The organism is Streptomyces sp. NPDC005496 (assembly GCF_042872045.1).
GTDB lineage: Bacteria > Actinomycetota > Actinomycetes > Streptomycetales > Streptomycetaceae > Streptomyces.
In genome coordinates this window covers 335659-352938 of record NZ_JBIAJQ010000011.1, presented here as the reverse complement: position 1 = coordinate 352938, position 17280 = coordinate 335659, and the positions used below count along the sequence as shown (strand labels likewise).

The 17280-nt window shown below is 70.9% G+C and carries 18 protein-coding genes; 12 read left to right on the top strand and 6 right to left on the bottom strand.

Annotated elements, in window-relative coordinates; all coding sequences use genetic code 11:
• The 5 genes from ACFYQQ_RS31185 to ACFYQQ_RS31165 form a co-directional block, all read left to right on the top strand.
• Window positions 1-654, top strand: a 654-nt coding sequence (locus ACFYQQ_RS31185) for an alpha-isopropylmalate synthase regulatory domain-containing protein (protein WP_388905997.1), incomplete at its 5' end; no start/stop codon positions are given.
• Window positions 655-982: 328 nt separating this feature from the next.
• On the top strand, window positions 983-1501 hold the full coding sequence (locus ACFYQQ_RS31180; protein ID WP_356244333.1) for a hypothetical protein: 519 nt from the start codon (window positions 983-985) through the stop codon (window positions 1499-1501).
• A gap of 82 nt (window positions 1502-1583) precedes the next feature.
• Window positions 1584-2426 carry a DUF4097 family beta strand repeat-containing protein gene (locus tag ACFYQQ_RS31175; RefSeq protein ID WP_356176329.1) on the top strand — a complete coding sequence of 281 codons (843 nt, stop codon included), beginning with the start codon at window positions 1584-1586 and terminating at the stop codon, window positions 2424-2426.
• Window positions 2427-2858: 432 nt separating this feature from the next.
• A complete protein-coding gene (locus ACFYQQ_RS31170) occupies window positions 2859-3869 on the top strand; it encodes an ATP-binding cassette domain-containing protein (RefSeq protein WP_388905994.1) in 1011 nt (336 codons plus the stop codon).
• Window positions 3866-4654 carry an ABC transporter permease gene (locus ACFYQQ_RS31165; protein WP_355790593.1) on the top strand — a complete coding sequence of 263 codons (789 nt, stop codon included), beginning with the start codon at window positions 3866-3868 and terminating at the stop codon, window positions 4652-4654. The genes ACFYQQ_RS31170 and ACFYQQ_RS31165 overlap by 4 nt, the downstream gene beginning before the upstream one ends.
• 125 nt (window positions 4655-4779) lie before the next feature.
• On the opposite strand, the gene ACFYQQ_RS31160 is transcribed toward ACFYQQ_RS31165, so the two are convergent.
• The 3 genes from ACFYQQ_RS31160 to ACFYQQ_RS31150 all read right to left on the bottom strand — a co-directional run bounded on the left by ACFYQQ_RS31160 (window position 4780) and on the right by ACFYQQ_RS31150 (window position 7316).
• Entirely contained in the window at window positions 4780-5703 is a 924-nt protein-coding gene (locus ACFYQQ_RS31160; protein WP_388905991.1) for a BTAD domain-containing putative transcriptional regulator, read from the bottom strand.
• Window positions 5700-6455, bottom strand: a complete 756-nt coding sequence (locus ACFYQQ_RS31155; protein ID WP_355794975.1) for an alpha/beta fold hydrolase — start codon at window positions 6453-6455, stop codon at window positions 5700-5702. The genes ACFYQQ_RS31160 and ACFYQQ_RS31155 overlap by 4 nt, the downstream gene beginning before the upstream one ends.
• Window positions 6456-6794: 339 nt before the next feature.
• Window positions 6795-7316, bottom strand: a complete 522-nt coding sequence (locus ACFYQQ_RS31150) for a hypothetical protein (protein WP_356176336.1) — start codon at window positions 7314-7316, stop codon at window positions 6795-6797.
• 371 nt (window positions 7317-7687) lie between these two features.
• Between ACFYQQ_RS31150 and ACFYQQ_RS31145 the strand changes: the two genes are divergently transcribed.
• From ACFYQQ_RS31145 to ACFYQQ_RS31130, 4 genes are all read left to right on the top strand, one after another.
• Entirely contained in the window at window positions 7688-8098 is a 411-nt protein-coding gene (locus ACFYQQ_RS31145; protein WP_356244327.1) for a hypothetical protein, read from the top strand.
• A 133-nt stretch (window positions 8099-8231) separates the two neighbouring features.
• Window positions 8232-9458, top strand: coding sequence for a cytochrome P450 (locus tag ACFYQQ_RS31140; RefSeq protein WP_355795120.1), 1227 nt, complete (start codon window positions 8232-8234; stop codon window positions 9456-9458).
• Window positions 9459-9580: 122 nt separating this feature from the next.
• Window positions 9581-9775 carry an antitoxin gene (locus ACFYQQ_RS31135; RefSeq protein ID WP_355795119.1) on the top strand — a complete coding sequence of 65 codons (195 nt, stop codon included), beginning with the start codon at window positions 9581-9583 and terminating at the stop codon, window positions 9773-9775.
• A 160-nt stretch (window positions 9776-9935) separates the two neighbouring features.
• Entirely contained in the window at window positions 9936-10325 is a 390-nt protein-coding gene (locus ACFYQQ_RS31130; RefSeq protein ID WP_355785914.1) for a VOC family protein, read from the top strand.
• Between the two features lie 135 nt (window positions 10326-10460).
• Here the strand turns inward: ACFYQQ_RS31130 and ACFYQQ_RS31125 are convergent, their stop codons facing one another.
• Window positions 10461-11075, bottom strand: a complete 615-nt coding sequence (locus ACFYQQ_RS31125) for a dihydrofolate reductase family protein (protein WP_355785912.1) — start codon at window positions 11073-11075, stop codon at window positions 10461-10463.
• 346 nt (window positions 11076-11421) lie between these two features.
• The gene (locus ACFYQQ_RS31120; RefSeq protein ID WP_355785909.1) at window positions 11422-11700 is read right to left on the bottom strand and encodes a GlsB/YeaQ/YmgE family stress response membrane protein; all 279 of its coding nucleotides are present in this window, start codon (window positions 11698-11700) and stop codon (window positions 11422-11424) included.
• Between the two features lie 253 nt (window positions 11701-11953).
• Here ACFYQQ_RS31120 and ACFYQQ_RS31115 point away from each other — a divergent pair, with 253 nt between their 5' ends.
• Window positions 11954-12328: an SUKH-4 family immunity protein gene (locus ACFYQQ_RS31115; protein ID WP_355785906.1), complete on the top strand. Its 375-nt coding sequence runs from the start codon at window positions 11954-11956 to the stop codon at window positions 12326-12328.
• 408 nt (window positions 12329-12736) lie between these two features.
• Here ACFYQQ_RS31115 and ACFYQQ_RS31110 read toward each other — a convergent pair whose 3' ends face one another.
• On the bottom strand, window positions 12737-14368 hold the full coding sequence (locus ACFYQQ_RS31110) for a SulP family inorganic anion transporter (protein WP_355785917.1): 1632 nt from the start codon (window positions 14366-14368) through the stop codon (window positions 12737-12739).
• Between the two features lie 202 nt (window positions 14369-14570).
• Here ACFYQQ_RS31110 and ACFYQQ_RS31105 point away from each other — a divergent pair, with 202 nt between their 5' ends.
• Entirely contained in the window at window positions 14571-15884 is a 1314-nt protein-coding gene (locus ACFYQQ_RS31105; RefSeq protein ID WP_355785903.1) for a DUF1254 domain-containing protein, read from the top strand.
• Between the two features lie 12 nt (window positions 15885-15896).
• Complete coding sequence (locus ACFYQQ_RS31100; RefSeq protein WP_355785900.1) at window positions 15897-17273, top strand: DUF1254 domain-containing protein; 1377 nt, start codon at window positions 15897-15899, stop codon at window positions 17271-17273.
• Window positions 17274-17280: the final 7 nt, after the last annotated feature.

The following is a 17280-nucleotide window of genomic DNA, read 5'->3' as shown; positions in this document are numbered from 1 at the left end:
CCGGACCTCTACCAGCACATCGACCCCGAGCAGGTCGGCAACACCATGCGGATGCTCGTCTCCGACATGGCCGGCCGCGCCTCCATCGAACTCAAAGGCAAGGAACTCGGCGTCGACCTGGGCGGCGACCGCGAACTCGTCGCCCGCGTCGTGGAACGCGTCAAGGAACGCGAACTCCAGGGCTACACCTACGAAGCCGCCGACGCCTCCTTCGAACTCCTCCTGCGCGAAGAGGTGGAGGGCCGCGCCCGGTGCTATTTCCGCGTCGAGTCCAGGCGGGCCATCGTGGAGGACCGCCCGGACGGCACCCACGCCAACGAGGCCACGGTCAAACTGTGGGCGAAGGGTGAGCGCATCATCGCGACCGCCGAGGGGAACGGGCCGGTCAACGCCCTCGACCGCGCCCTGCGCGTGGCCCTTGAGCGCATCTACCCCCAGCTCGCCAAGTTCGGGCTCGTGGACTACAAGGTGCGCATCCTGGAGGGCAGGCACGGCACGGACTCGGCCACCCGGGTCCTCATCTCCACGACGGACGGCCAGGAGGAGTGGTCCACCGTGGGCGTCGCGGAGAACGTCATCGCGGCGTCCTGGCGGGCCCTGGAGGACGCGTACACCTACGGGCTGCTGCGCGCGGGCGTCGAACCGGTCGAGTAACGCGAAGGAGGGCCGGGGCCGATCCCCGTTTGCGGCCTCCGGGTCCGTCTCGGCGCCATTCGGAGTGCGGCCGTTCCGGTGTCCGGTCCGCAGTCACGAGCGGCAGCGGGCACTGTTCGGGTGGCCTCGCGTGGCGCCACTTGGCGCCACATGGTGCTGCCGGGCGTCACCACCTGCCTCCAGCAGCACGGAGACACCGGTGGTGCCACTCTGAACCGAGGTGCAGGCGTTACGTTTCCGCAGGTGAGGTCGGTGGTGGCCAAACTCGTCCGCTACGGAGTACCCGTGGTGCTTGCGTGTGGTGCCATCATGGTGCAATGATGGCGTCATGGACCTCACGCCGTATGTCGACACCCTCCGCCGCGAACTCGCGGTGGCCGCCGAAACCGGCGGCGACGAAGCCCGCGAGCTTGCCGAGCGGCTCACCGTGCCCCTGGAGTCGGCGACCCGGCTGACTCTGCTCAACGTGCTCTCCGCCGCGATGGACGAGATCACCCGCGAACTCGCCCCCGGCTCCGTCGACGTACGGCTGCGCGGACTCGACCCCGACTTCGTCGTGACCCTGCCGCCGACTTACGCCGACACCCCGGCGGAACCCGCCGCGCCCGCCGAACCGTTCCGGGCCCCCGTGCCCGCCGACGGCGACGAGGGCGGCACCGCCCGCGTCAACCTGCGTCTGCCGGCCCATCTCAAGGCACGTGCCGAGGAGGCCGCGAGCCGTGAGGGCCTCTCGGTCAACGCGTGGCTCGTACGGGCCGTGGCGGCGGCGGTCGACGGCGGCACGCGGCCCCGGCCGACGGAGAAGGCCCAGACCGTCGGCCAGAGCTTCACGGGCTGGGTGCGCTGACCGCGCCCCCGCACGCATCCCTTTCATCCACAACACGTCCCACCAGCGGGGACGCCCTAGGACCCAAGAGGACGGGGCAGCCATGCCTTCTTTCGACACTCCCGCAGCGATCTCGGTCACGGCGCACGTGGACGCCGGTTCCATCCAGTTCACCGCGAGCGAGCGCGCCGACACGCTCGTCCAGGTCACGCCTCGCGACCCGAAGAAGGACCTGGACGTGCGGACCGCCGACCAGACCGAGGTCAGGCACGCGAGCGGCGCGCTCACCGTCAGGACGCCCAAGACCAACCTGTTCGGCCGCACCGGCACCGTCGACGTGACGGTGGAACTGCCCGAGGGCTCCCGCATCGACCTGACCGGCGCCTGGGTCCAGGTGCTCGGCGAGGGCCGGCTCGGCGAGGTCCGTGTGAAGACCTCCTCCGGTGACGTCCGCCTCGACGCCACCGGGCCGCTCCAGCTGAAGGCCTCGCACGGGTCGATCACCGTCGAACGGGTCGAGGGCTCGGCCGAGATCACCACCAGCTCCGGCAGCGTGCGCGTCGGTCTGCTCGACGGCCCCGCCGTCCTGAAGAACTCGCACGGCACCACGACCGTGGCCGCCGCGACCGGCGAACTCCGGGTGAGCGGCGCCAACGGCGACATCGAGATCCGGCGCGCCGAGGACTCGGTCACGGCCACCACCGCCCACGGCACTCTGCGCGTGGACGAAGTGGTGCGCGGCACCGTCCAGTTGGAGACCTCCTACGGCGCCATCGACATCGGCGTCCGCGAGGGCACGGCAGCCTGGCTCGACGTCAGCTCGGGCTCCGGGCAGGTACGCAACACCCTCACCGTGTCCGAGGCCCAGGACGGCGGCGAGAACACCGTCAGGATCCTCGCCCGCACCCGGCACGGCAACATCGACATCCGCCGCGCCAAGGCGTGACCGCCCCTCGGGCCACCGGTCGCATCCACCGCGCCGCCGTCCGAGTACACCTCTTCGACAACAGGACACAGCCGCCCGGTTGAGGCATGAGCGCCCTACGCGGCAGCCGGTCCCGCACCGATCCATCACCCGAGTACCGGCTCGGCGACCGTCATACCGGTGCGGGCCGAGACGTCGGCGCGGCCCGGTGATCGGCCCCACCGCCCGGGCGGAGCGGTCGGTGCCGCTACGGCAACAGGGCTTCCTATCGCGCCAGTTGGCATACCGCGACAGCTCGTACCTCCCGGCACGGCACCACCCGGTGAGCGTTTCACAGCATACGAACCGTCAACACCCGCTCGTGTGCGGGCCCGTCGCCCGCGCCGGAGCGACGGCACCACCTCGGCGATCCGCCGCACCACCCCACCACCTCGCCTCGAACGGAGGGCTCCCATGCCTTCTTCTGTCATGCCCATGTCCAGGCAGGCTGACGGCCGTCCGTCACCGGCCGCCGTCTCCGCCGTCGGCCTGCGCAAGTCGTACGGCGACAAGACCGTCCTCGACGGCATCGATCTGCACATCCCGGCCGGGTCCGTCTTCGCGCTGCTCGGCCCGAACGGTGCCGGCAAGACCACCGCCGTCAAGATCCTCTCCACCCTCATCACCGCCGACGGCGGGCAGGCCCAGGTAGCCGGGCACGACATCGCCGGCTCACCCGACGGCGTCCGCGCCGCGATCGGCGTCACCGGGCAGTTCTCCGCCGTCGACAACCTGATCACCGGCGAGGAGAACATGCTCCTCATGGCGGACCTGCATCACCTCCCCCGCGAGGAGGGCAGGCGCGTCACCGCCGAACTGCTGGAGCGGTTCGACCTCATCGAGGCCGCGAAGAAGCCCGCCGCCACCTACTCCGGGGGCATGAAGCGCCGCCTGGACATCGCGATGACGCTCGTCGGCGATCCGCGCATCATCTTTCTCGACGAACCGACGACCGGCCTCGACCCGCGCTCCCGCCACACCATGTGGCAGATCATCCGCGAGCTCGTCACCGGCGGCGTCACCGTCTTCCTCACCACGCAGTACCTGGAGGAGGCCGACGAACTCGCCGACCGCATCGCCGTCCTGCACGACGGCAGGATCGCCGCCGAGGGGACCGCCAAGGAACTCAAGCGGCTCATCCCGGGCGGCCACGTACGCCTGCGGTTCACCGACCCCGCCGCCTACCGGTCCGCCGCCGCCGCGCTGAGCGAGGCCACCCGCGACGACGAGGAACTGGCGCTGCGGATCCCCAGCGACGGCAGCCAGCGCGAGCTGCGTTCCATCCTCGACTGGCTGGACTCCGCCGGCATCGAGGCCGACGAGCTGACCGTGCACACCCCCGACCTCGACGACGTGTTCTTCGCCCTCACCGACAGCCGCACCGCGCCCGGCGCGGCCGAGCAGCCCAAGGAGACGATCCGATGAGTTCCCTGTCCCTCGCCGTGCGCGACTCGAACACGATGCTGCGCCGCAACCTGCTCCACGCCCGGCGCTACCCCTCCCTCACCCTGAACCTGCTGCTGACCCCCGTCATGCTGCTGCTCCTCTTCGTCTACATCTTCGGAGACGCGATGAGCGCGGGCCTCGGCGGCGGCGCCGACCGCTCCGACTACATCGCGTACCTCGTGCCGGGTGTGCTGCTGATGACCATCGGCTCCACCACCATCGGCACGGCCGTGTCCGTCTCCAACGACATGACCGAGGGCATCATCGCCCGCTTCCGCACCATGAACATCCACCGCGGCTCCGTGATCATCGGGCACGTCGTCGGCAGCGTCCTGCAGTCGGTCATGAGCGTGGTCCTGGTCGGCGCCGTCGCCGTCGCGATCGGCTTCCGGTCGACCGACGCCACGGTCCTGGAGTGGCTCGCTGCCTTCGCCCTGATCGTGCTGTTCTCCCTGGCGCTGACCTGGATCGCGGTCGGGATGGGCCTGATCAGCCCGAGCGCCGAGGCCGCCGGCAACAACGCGATGCCGCTGATCTTCCTGCCGCTGATCTCCAGCGCCTTCGTCCCCCTGCACACCATGCCGGGCTGGTTCCAGCCCATCGCCGAGTACCAGCCCTTCACGCCCGCCATCGAGACCCTGCGCGGACTCCTGCTCGGCAGCGGGATCGGCCACAACGGGTGGCTCGCCACGGCCTGGTGCGTCGGCCTCGCCGTGCTCGGCTACTTCTGGTCGGCCTCGAAGTTCAACAGCGACCCGGCCTAGCCCGCCCCCCCCACGGCAGGGCTCCGGCCTGTCCCCGCTCCAGTACGGCGTACTCCGGCACCGGCCGGAGTGCGCCGTTCGCGCGTTCACCGGTCCCGCGGCTCGGCTGCGGTGGCGCCGAGGTGTCACCGGCCTTCGCGTTCCTGTTGAACCCTTCGCAGCAACTCCTGCTGATCACACACCAGTTGGTCGATGCGGGTCTGCAAGTGCGCCATCTGCGTCGCGAGGTCCGCGTGGCGCGGATGCCCGGCGGCGGGCGTGGGGGAGTGGTTGAGGATCGCCTCCATACGGCACCGCAGGGCCGGGCCCGGTTCGACGCCGAGGGTGCCGACGAGATGGCGGCGCGCGCGTTCGTAGACGCCGAGTGCCTCCGCCTCCCGGCCGCTCCGGAACAGGGCGATCATCAGCAGGTCGTAGAAGCGCTCACGCAGCGGGTGGTCCATGGTCAGCCGCTCCAGGTCGCAGGTGATCTCGGCGTAGCGACCGCAGTTGAGACTCGCCTCGTACAACGCTTCCAGGGTGGCCAGGCGCTGTTCCTCCAGGCGCTCCGCCTCGGCCGTGCAGATCGGCCCGTGACGGCTGTCCTGGAGGGCAAGTCCCTGCCACAACGACAGGGCGTGGCCGAGGAGTTCGGACGCGTACCGGGGGTTGTCGGGGACCGCCGCCCTGCCCTGTCTGGACAGCCGGGTGAAGCGCTCCACGTCGGTCGAGGCGTGGCCCAGGGTCAGCAGGTATCCGGTGGGCAGCGTGCTGATCCACTTGTGGCCGCGGGCGGGCAGCAGCCGGCGCAGCCGGGCGACATGCGCCTGGAGGGCGTTCGGCGCGTTGACCGGGGGCCGGTCGCCCCACAGCTCCTCCACCAGCCGGTCCACGGGCAGGCGTTCGCCCGCGTGGATGACCAGGGTGGCGAGCAGCGCCCGCTGTTTGGCCCCGGTGGGTACGATGCCCGCCCCGCTCGACCCGTCGTGCACGACCACCGGGCCCAGCAGCCGGAACTCGGTGGGCTCGGCCCGCACCGGCGCCGGTGCGGCAACCTCGAGTACGGTCATCGGCGTGTCCCGGTGGGCGCCCGGCCCAGGAGCAGGGCGCGGTGCACGTCCTGCTGGATCCGCGCGGCGACCTCGGGGAGCCGGTCCTGGTAGTAGAAGTGGCCGCCGTCGAAGAGGTGCGCGCCCAGGAAGTGTTCGGTGGCGGCCGCCCAGCCCTCCATGCGGTGCGGCGGCGCCACGTGGTCCGCGGTTCCGCCGAACACGGAGAGGGGCACCGGCAGCGGCGCGGCGAGGGGGCTGGTGCGCCAGCTCTCGCTGATCCGCAGGTCCGCGCGGATCGTCGGCCTGAACAGGTCCCACAGTTCGTCGTGGTCCAGGACCGAGGAGGACGTACCGCCCATCGCCATCAACTCCCGGCGCAGGTCCGGGTCGGAGAGCAGATGCCGGCGCGCGGGGTCCCCGTCGGGGTGGAGGGTGCCGCGCGCGGAGATGCCGAGCCAGACCGGTGGCGTACGACCCGAGTCGAGGAGCAGGCGCGTCAGTTCGTACGCGACGAGCCCGCCCATGCTGTGCCCGAAGAACGCGAACCGGCCGGTCAGCCGGTCGTCGAGTTCGTGCAGGAAGTACTCCAGCAGGGCGCCCGTGTCGTCCAGCGGAGGGCGTTCGTCGCCGGGTCCGCGGCCGGGCGCGTCCGGGACCTGTACGTCCCAGCCGGCCGGGAAGGCGGACAGCCAGTCGCGGTACATCCGATGCGAGCCACCGGAGTGATGGAACACGAACAGACGCAGCTCGGGCTCGTCGGCCTTCGGCATGGCGACTCCATCGAAAGACACTCCGGCCCGGCCCGAGGACCTGGAACCCGGAACTGGGTCAGGAGTTGGGACGATACGCGGACTCACGCCGGTGGCAGCCGTGTGCTGGAGCGCGCTTCGAGGTGCTCTGCACGCGTTCTCAAGTGAGGCCGTCCGGCTGAGCGTTGCACCGAGCCGCGTGCCGCCCCGGTGAGCGCACGCTGCGTCCCGCGAGGTGAACTCCGCCTGACCACCCGCCGTTCGAGCTGTACGGCTGCTCACGAACTCGCCCCCGCGGAGAGCCGGGGGCGAGGGGTGGCTGACTGGGGCGGCGGTGGTCGGGTCCGACGTCCGGGGCGCTCAGGCGGCGGGGCAGAGTGCCGCCGGGCCGGCCGGGGCCGCGGTGCGGTTGACGGCCGCGGACACGGGGGAGGCGGTGCGCTCGCGGACCGCGGACTGCGAACGGCCCCGGGCGAAGACGACCAGCCGCAGCACCGCGAACCGTGCGACGCCGGCGAGCGCGGAGGCGGACAGGTACACGACCTGTTCGAGCACCGCGCCGGGCGCCGCCACCAGCAGTTGCAGGACGAACATCGCCGCGCAGGTCACCGCGTACGCGGCCGTCGCGGACCCGGCCGACTGCAAGTGCTGGCTCCGGGTCGCGCGCCTGCCGGCGCCGAAGGTGAAGCGGGCGTGCAGCTCGGTGGCCAGCAGCGTGGAGGCCACCGTGATGACGGCGTTGGCCAGGACCCAGGTCGTCCAGGGTGCCAGGGCGGCCACCGCGAAGCTGGAGGCGACCCCCACCCCGCCACCGCAGAGTACGAAGCGGGCGAAGGCGGCGAGGGCGCCGGGCGCCTGCTGTCGGCTCCGTGCTGTCTCCATGATCCGCCCCTTTGCCGTCCGGTCCCTGAGAAGCGCATCCGGCGGTGAAGCCGAGCGTGCGCTGCTGACAACACCATCATGACACATGAGTGGTGCCATGTGGAGCCGTTTATGTGCCAACAGTGCTGCGGGTGCTGTCGCGCCGCCTGTAGCCGCACAGTTCATGGCGGTGAAACGGCAGGTGAGCGCGCCGAGCGGGCGGTCGGCGGGCGGAATGGTCCGCGGCTTCCGGTTGTCGTGTCACTGCGGCGACCACGCAGTGGCTCGTAGTTGGCGCAGATTGATTCACGATGGCGCCAGATGTGTGCCATGATGGGGCCACGGAAACGGAGCGACGCCGGGAACGGTGTTCGACGTACTAAGGAGCCCCCATGTCTGTCACCTTCAGCGACCAGGACAAGGTCACCCTGCGCAACGCCGCTTACGGGGCCGTCACGCTGATGGCCGCCGCCGCCGGGGCCGACTCCCCGCACAAGGTGGCCACCCAGGGCAGCATCGCGCTGACCTCGGCGACCGGCCCGGTCGGGCACGTGCTGGCGGAGAAGTCGTCGGTGGGTGACCTGGGCGGCAAGTCCGCGGCCGAGATCGCCGACCGTGTCCTGCCCGCCCTCACCCAGGCCATGGACCTGCTGAGGAAGCAGGCGCCCGAGGAGGCCGGCAACTTCCGCGACACCGTCCTGGTCGCCGTCGAGGCCGGCGCCCGCACCGCCAAGGGCGGAACCGCCAACCCCACCCTGGCCGCCATGACCCGCAAGATCACCGACGCCCTCGACGCCGCCTGACCCACCGCCCGCGCCTCGGCGCGACCGGTGCCGTGACCGCGACGCGCCCCGGGGCCACGGCTCGCCTCCACCGCGAGCCGGGCCCGCCGGCGGCGCGAGGGCGGCCACGCATCCCCACACGAAAGGAAGTCCGATGAGTCAGTCACCTCCCACCCCGCAAGGCCTCCCGACGGAGCGCGACGCGGGCCCCTTCAACCCGCCCCGTGACATCATCCGGCTGCGCGACACCCGCCCCGTCAGCCCGCTGGTGTTCCCCGACGGACACAAGGGCTGGCTGGTCACGGGCCACGAAGCGGCCCGCACGCTCCTGGCCGACCCCCGCTTCAGCTCCCGCCAGGACCTCGGCGCCCTTCACATCCCCTACGACGTCCCCGGCATGCCCGCGGTCACCGAGCCGTCCCCGCAGGTGCCGGGCCTGTTCATCAGCATGGACCCGCCGGACCACACGAGGCTGCGGCGGCTGCTCACCGGTGCCTTCACGGTCAAGCGCCTGAAGGAACTCGAAGAGCACATCGTCGACATCGTCGAACGGCAGCTGGACGCGATGGCACGCCTGACCCCGCCCGTCGACCTGGTCAAGGAGTTCGCGCTGCCGGTGCCGTTACAGGTGATCTGCGAACTGCTCGGCGTCCCCTACGCCGACCGCGAGAAGTTCCAGGCCGACATCGCCACCTTTCTCGAACGGGACGTGGCGTTGGACGAGAAGATCGCCGCGTACACCGGCCTGACCGGCTATCTCGCGGAACTGGTCACCGGCAAACGCGCCGCCCCGGGCCAGGACATCCTGTCCGACCTGGCCGCCCGGGACGACCTCACCGTCGAGGAACTGACCGGCATCGGCTTCCTGCTGCTCCTCGCGGGCCACGAGACGACCGCCAACATGCTGGGACTCGGAGCCTTCGCGCTCCTGGAACACCCGGACCAGGTCGCCGAACTCCGCGCCGCCCCGGGCCTGCTCCCCGACGCCGTGGAGGAGCTCATGCGCTACCTCTCCGTCGCCGACATCTTCTACCGGTACGCCACGGAGGACATCGAGCTCGGCGGCGAGACGATCGCCCAGGGATCGACCGTCGTCGTCTCCCTGCTGGCCGCCAACCACGACCCCGCGCGCTTCGAGGACCCCGACACCCTCGACGTCCACCGCACGGCCCGCGGCCACCTGACCTTCGGCCACGGCCTGCACCAGTGCCTCGGCGCGCAACTGGCCCGGATCGAGATGCGCGCCGGGTTCGGCGGACTGCTGCGCCGCTTCCCGACCCTCGCACTCGCCGTTCCCGCCGCCGAGGTGAAACTCAGGACCGACATGAACATCTACGGCGTCCACGAACTGCCCGTGACCTGGACCGGGACGGCTCCCTAGAGCCGCGGCGCGCGGGGCGGACCGGGCACCGGCGCCGGCGGCGAGGAGCCGGCCCACGTTTGCGGTCCGCTCATGGGGTACTTGCCGCTGGGTACGACACACAAGCTGCCGGGAGGTACGACATGGGCAAGCTGGGTGACATGGCGAACAAGGCCAAGAACATGGCCAAGGGCCACCCCGACCAGGCCGACAAGGGCGTGGAGGCAGCCGAGCGGGCGGTCGATCAGCGTACGGGCGACAAGTACGACGCCCAGACCGACAAGGCCGCCGACGCGGCCCGCCGCTCCTACGGGAGCGACGGCACACCGCAGCGCTGACCACCTCACCGAATCTGCCCCCGGCGCCCCGCGCCGGGGGCAGGCGCGCTCTCGGGCGAGGCCGCGCGGAGCCTGCGTGAGCACATCTTTTTCCCAGTGCCCGCCGAGGCGCGGTGCGTCAGACCGGCGGAGCCGTCACTCGACCGGGAGGGTCCCGACCATGAGCAGCAAGTTCACCGAGCTGGCCGTCGACTGCGCCGATCCCCACGCCCTGGCCCGCTTCTGGTGCGCGGTCCTCGACTACGAGGTGCAGGACGAGGAGGACGGGGTCGTCAGCATCGGCTCGCCCGCGGTGCCCGAGGGCAAGAGCCGGCCCGGCCCCGTGCCACCGGCGTTGACCTTCGCGCGCGTCCCCGAGGGCAAGACCGTCAAGAACAGGCTCCACATCGACGTCAACCCCACCGACCGGGAGCAGGACGACGAGGTCCGCCGCCTGCTCGACCTGGGCGCCCGGCACGCCGACGTCGGCCAGACGGGTGACGAGAGCTGGGTCACGCTCGCCGACCCGGAGGGCAACGAGTTCTGCGTCCTCGCGAGCCGCCAGCCCTGACCACGCGGTCCGCTCACAGGGGGCCTCCGCCTCTGAGACTGGGCACAGGACTGCAAGGACGGCACTGAACGGCGCTCGACGGCCCTCCGGGGTCACGACGACCCCGGCGGCCCGCCGTATCCGTCTCCGACTTCGTCACCGCACGTCGTAGGTCAGGTGCGTCACGGTCGACGTCGAGATGACGCTCCGCTGGACCAGCGTGCGCGGAGTGCCGCCGGTGAACAGGGGCGTCCCCGAGCCGAGCACGACGGGCGCCAGGTGCAAGATCAGCACGTCGACCAGCCCCGCGTCGAACGCGGAGCGGATCGTGGCGCCGCCGCCCATGAGAACGACGTCGAGGTCCTTGCCGCTCGCCGCGGACGCCGCCTCGGCTCGCTCGCGTGCGGCGGCGACGGCGTCGGCCGGTCCGGTCGTGACGAACGTCCAGTCCAGGTTCGCCGTCCGCACCGACTTCGGGGGCGAGCCGGTGACGACGACGAACGCGGGCCTGCCGACCTCGCCGGCGCCGTAACCGACCGTGTCGTCCCAGCCTCCCGGGCCGTCCACCACGTCGAAGAGACGGCGGCCGAGGACTACGGCGCCGGAGCGCGCGGTCCCCTCGCGAAGGAGCCGGCGGTCGTCGGGGTCGTCGGAGAACGCCCACGTGTGCAGGGCCTCCCCGCCTGTGCCGAGGCCGTTGTCCGGTCCGGGGTCGGGCCCGGTGACGAAGCCGTCGAGCGATACGGAGATGTCGGCGATGATGCGTGTCATACCAAGGCAGACCGGCTCCGGCGCCCGAACTCATCGCCGCACGGACCCCACGTCTTCGCCGGGGACCCGGCGGGCCTCACCGCGTGCGTACGGGGCTTTCCCGCGCCGGCTCGGCCGGGTGGACGGGAGCGGTGCGGCCGAGGCGCCGGAGCCGAGGACGGGGGAGCCGAGGAGGGGGGAGTCGAGGAGGGGGGAGCCCAGGAGGGGGGAGTCGAGGACTGCGATGCGGTTCCCGCGTACCGGCACGGCGCGGAATCGGAGAATCCCCCCGTACGCGCGGACGGCTCCCGCCCTGTCTCCAGGGGAGGGAGCCGTCCGCGCGTGCAGAGGTCGTGTCGTCAGCGGCTTACGCGTGGCGGTGGGAGTGCCGGTTGCCGGTGACGAGACGATAGATGAAGAGGAGGATCACGGAACCGACGATCGCGGCGATCCAGGTGGAGAGTTCGAAGAACCCGTCGACGGAGTCGACGCCGAAGACGACCTTGCCGAGCCAACCACCGAGCAGACCACCGGCGATGCCGATCAGCATGGTGATGATGATTCCACCCGGGTCCTTGCCCGGCATCAGGGCCTTGGCGATGGCGCCGGCGAGGAGGCCGATGATGATCCACGCGATGATGCCCATGGTGTGTCTCCGTTGATCGTGTAGGTGTTGTGTCAGTTCACCGTCTGCACCGTCTTCGCCCGCACAAACGTCCAACTCACATCGCAGTTCGGAACCACTCCGGAGCCGCGAGCGGCGGGGTGGACAGGTCCGTTTCCGATGGGTGAGCAGCGGGAACACGGGTCCTTTTCGAGTACGCGAGCTGCGGGAGAGCGGGTCCTCTTCCGCTCGGGCGGCGACTGGAGCGGTGCCCACGACTGGCAGTGTCCGTCGCATGAGCTTCGCCGTCACACCGGACGAACTGCTGGAGACGTTCGGTCCGACCGGCGTCGTGTACTTCCCCCGCCACGACGCACCCGGCAACGAACTCGCCCCGCGCACCGCCGACTTCCTCAGCCGGGTCGGGCTTCCGGACAACGACTGCTTCAAGTCAAGCGCGGGCATCGGGATAAACGGCGCGCTACGGCAGCCGTCCCGCACCGTCGCCATCGCCGCGGCCACCGTGCCACTCGCCCTGGCCGTCCTAGCCTGGCCTGCACCACCCGCCGGATGGCCACCCGACGCGACCAGGTGCACGTCCTGGTCGCCGACGCCACGAGGACGTACCGTCCGCACTGGCCGTCCCTCCAGGCTGGGGAGAGGTAGATGACGCGCCGCGCGTCCCTCAACTCTTCGGAGGAGGACGGCAGGTGACAGCGGGTTGCGGGGCTCCCCCCCCAGCTCCCGCATAGTCGGCGGCTGCCCGTCACCGAGGCGGGCCACACCGACTCCCTGGAGGCCTCTCGTGTTCCCCGCCCTCGGCGCCGCCGGCTCCGCCCGCACCTCGGAGTGAGCCCCCGTCATGCCGCCGATCCTCGATCCGCCGGCCTGTGCACGTCTCTCACAGGAGCCGTCGTGCTCGCCGGCGGCTCCGCCGAATGGCGCCGCCTGCGCTCTAAGCCTGCTGCCACGAGACGTCAAAGATCCATCGGCGTCGAGTTGTCGTACTTTCGCCTCGATCCCGGTCCTCGGCTGGATCGTGGGCAGCGCGGCGAGCGCCACGATGCCGGCCCTCTGTTCAGCTCGTCCCGCCGATCGCCTCCGAGACGGCGTCATCCACGGTGCAGTGGAGGCCGTGCGGTCCGATGCGATCCGACAGAGCGTGCCGGGCCAGGTCCCGTTCGGCGCGTGCCCGTACGTGAGCCAAGTGCAGGGTGATGTCCTTCCTGGCCAGTTCCCCTCTGAGTTCGTCGAGCGTGTCGAGGACCGGGATGCCGAGCCGGTAGCTGCCGGTCAGGTCCAGGACGACGGCGCGCGATGGCGGGGAAGCGTCCGCGACCAGATCACGGACGGCGAGGCGAACGCGGTTGACGTTGCCGAAGAACAAGCTGCCGTCGGGCCGTACGGCGAGCACGCCGGGGGTGGTGGCCGCGTCCGGGTGCTGTGCGGTGTCGGCGTACAGATGAGTGCCGGGCAGGCGTCCGAGGACGGCGACGTTGCGCCGGCTGGCGGCGGCGATGAAGAGAACGAGAGAGAGCGCCACGGCCAGCAGCAGTCCGGGAAGCAGGTCGAAGATGAGGACGCCGATCAGGGCGGTGAGCGCCACCCACAGGCTCTGCCGGTCCAGCGCGGCGTAGCGGCGCAGTTCGCCCACCCGCATGAAGCCGCGTACGGCCACGATCACGATCGCGCCCAGGACGGGTTCGGGCAGGTCGGTGAAGAGCGGGGTGAGGAAGGCTCCGGTCAGCAGGATCAGGCCCGCGGCGATCAGGGACACCATCGGGGTGCGGCCGCCCGCTGCGGTCGCCGCGGCGCTGCGTGAGGCGCTGCCCGAAACGACGAAACCCCGGACCAGGCCGACGGCGATGTTGCTGAGACCGACCGCGGCCATCTCACGGTCGGCGTCGACCTCCTGGCCGTGTTCGCGCGCGAAGCGGTTGGCGATGCTGAACGCCTCGGCGAAGACCACCAGGGCGACGCCGAGCGCACCCGCCGACAGGGCGATCCAGTCGCCGGCCGCGATGCCCGGCAGGTGCGGTACGGGGACGGCCGCCGGAATCTCGCCGACGACGTCGACGCCGTGGTCCTTCAGGCCCAGTGGTGCAGAGAGAGCCAGTGCGAGGGCGAGCACGATCAGCGCGGCGGGCAGGCGAGGCACGAACCGTTCCAGCAGAAACAGCAGCGTCAGCGCGCAGGCTCCGACGGCGAGCGTGGCGAGCGACCAGTCGGGTGCCTTGCTCAGGATGGTCCACAGGCGCTCGAAGAAGTCGCCGTCCCCGCTGGAGACGCCGACGAGCTTGGCACCCTGCCGGACGACGATGGTCAGGGCCATCCCGAACAGGAAGCCCACCAGGGCGGGCTCGGCGAGGAAGTTGGTGATGAACCCCAGGCGGGCAACGCCGGCGATCAGCAGCACCGCCCCGACGATGACCGCGAGAGCGGCCGAGAGGCCGACGGCGTCCTGTGGATCCCCGCTGATGCCGGATACCGCCGCCGCGGACAGGACCGCCGCCGCCGACGTCGCCCCGACGATCAGGAAGTTGGAGCGGCCGAACAACGCGTACACCAGCAGAGCCACGGGGGCCGCGTAGAACGCGTTCTGCGGGGGCAGCCCGGCGATCTGCGCGTAGGCGACACTCTCGGGGACGATCAGCGCCCACGCGGTGAGTGCCCCCCAGTACGTCCCCCCGCAGCAAGCCCGGACCGTAATGCCTCAGCCAGCCTGCCACCAGCCCGTTCGAGTGTTCCCGTCCGGCTCTCACCCCGACGGCCCCGGAGAGTATCTCGTGAGCCCCATAGCCGGCTCCTTCACTGTGCCCGGTTCGGTGCCCGAGGGACAGGGCCGCGGATGCGACCCACGAAGTAGCGTGACATTTTGGAGGGATATGTGCGCTCTGTGCGAGGAGGCCGGTGTGTCGGATTTGACGGTAGAGGAGGCGCGGAGGACCGCGGCCGAGGGATGGATCTGGGGGTACGCGCTCCTGGAGAACTACCGGACGATGTACCCGCAGGCGGTCGACTCCGACGACCCCCGTTACGTGGGGGGCTTCGGGTGTTTCCGGCACTACTCGCAGCCGTTCACCGCGGCCAACACCGACGTGGTGACACCGAACAACGACACCCCCTACTCGTGGGCCTGGCTGGACCTGCGCACCGAGCCCTACGTGATCTCGGTGCCGGCCGTGGACCGGTACTACGTACTGCCGCTGCACGACCTGGACACCTCCTACATCGGCTGCATCGGCTCCCGGACGACCGGCTCAAAGGCGGGTGACTACCTGGTCGCCGGACCCGGTTGGGACGGTGTCGTTCCCGAGGGCATCGCGGGCGTACTGCGCGCCGACACGTTCCTGGTCGGCATCCTGGGCCGCACCTATCTGGCCGGCCCCGAGGACGTACCGGCCCTGCGGGCCATTCAGGAGCAGTACGTGCTGCGCCCGCTGTCCGAGTTCACCGACACTGTCGCACCCCACCCGGCCGACGAACCCGTGTGGCCGCTCTGGCGGGAGGAGGACCTCGCGACCGTCGAGTTCTTCACCCTTCTCGACTTCCTGCTCCAGTTCTTCCCCGTCCTCGCCGGCGAACGGGAACCGCGAGACCGGCTCGCCGCGCTTGGTGTCACCGGCAGTGGCGAATTCGAGCCCGCCGCCCTGACCCCCGAGATCCGCGCCGCGGCAGAGCAGGGCATCGCGGACGCCCGCGCACACCTGGAGGAAGCGAAGAAGGACGCCGCTGACTCCACTCACTGGTTCGGCACCCGCGCGGAGCACGGCAACGACTACCTGACCAGGGCGGTCGGCGTCGACAAGGGCCTGTACGGACTGCCGGCGGCTGAGGCGTGGTACGCGGGATGGGCCCAGGACGACCAGGGCAACCGGCCGCCGAACGCCTCCACGCACGACCACGTCATCCACTTCGCCCCCGGCGCGCTGCCACCGGCCCGCTACTTCTGGTCGGCCACGATCTACCGGCTGCCCGAACGGCTCCTCGTCGCCAACGAGATCGACCGGTACTCGATCGGCGACCGCACCCCCGGACTGGTCCACGACGACGACGGCGGCCTCACCCTCTACGTGAGCAAACACCGCCCGGCCGACCCGAAACAGGAGGCGAACTGGCTGCCCGCGCCCGACGGGCCCTTCACCATCGCCATCCGCGTGTACGGCCCCGAGACCTCGGTCCTGGACGGCTCCTGGACCCTGCCCGCCCTGAGCGTCGACGCCTGACAGGAGCCGGCCATGACCAGCAAGACCAGCCAGAGCAGTGCGAGTGGCGCCGACAGCCTCACCGACCTGGCCGCCGACGCGTACGTCTACGGCTACCCCCTCGTCTTCGACGTCTCCATGATCTCCGCGTTCATGCACAAGGGCTTCGGCTCGCTGGCGCCGACCCCCTTCAACCAGTTCGGGCACTCCACCAAACTGGCCACCCCCGACGCCCACTTCGTGTCCGTGAACAACGACACCGTCTACTCCATCGCCCAGGTCGACCTGTCCGGCGGCCCCATCCTGCTCCACGTCCCGGACACCGCCGGCGCGTACTACGTCCTGCAGTTCGTGGACGTATGGAGCAACAACTTCGCCTACCTGGGAAAACGCGCCACCGGTACGGAAGAAGGTGACTGGCTCATCGTCCCGCCCGGCTGGTCCGGCACCGCACCCGACAAGGTGCGCGGGGTGATCGAAGCACCAACCACGGTGATCTCCATCGTGGGCCGCAACGCATGCGACGGCCCCGAAGACATGCCCCGCGTCCAGGCCCTGCAGCAGCGGTTCACACTCACCCCGCTCGACACAGCCACCCACCGTATGGGCCTGCCCGCACCGGATCCCGCCGTGCCCGAGGAATTGCGCTTCTACGAGCAGCTACGCCTCTGGATGGCGAACTTCCCGCCCCCCGGCCCCGACCAGGACTACCAGAAACGCTTCCAACCCCTGGAGTTGCTCGAAGAAGGCCCCACGCCGTACGTGGACGCCGACCCCGCCCTCGTCAAAGCCCTCACCGACGGGCTGGCGGCCGGCAAGGCGCGGGTCGAAGCCGCGTCGAATCCCCCTGCCGACGACGGACGACCGCCGGGCGCCTGGGAGGCCAACCCGCACCTGTTCGACTACAACCTCGACCACCTCGGCATCGGGACGATCGACGCGCCGCAGTGGAAGATCGCCGACCGGGAGGCGTCCTACCTCGTACGGGCCGCCGCGGCGCGGGCCGCACTGTGGGGCAACCACGGCTACGAGGCGGTGTACGCCCATACCTTCACCGACTCCGACGGCGAACAGCTGAACGGATCCCGGTCCTACACCCTGCGCTTCGAACAGCCGCCGCCCGTCGAGTCGTTCTGGTCCGTGACGATGTACGACACCCCCGACTACTACCTCGTCGCCAACCCCGCGGGCCGCTACTCACTCGGCGACCGCACCCCCGGCCTGGCATACGACGAGGACGGCTCGCTGACCGTCGTCATCCAACGGGAACGGCCCGACAGCCCGGCCGAGGCGGCGAACTGGCTGCCCGCCCCGGAGGGCGACTTCCGGCCCATGATCCGCCTCTACACGCCCAGGCAGTCCGTCCTCGACGGCACCTACCAGCTGCCGCCCATCGTGGCGAAGGGCTGAGTCCACC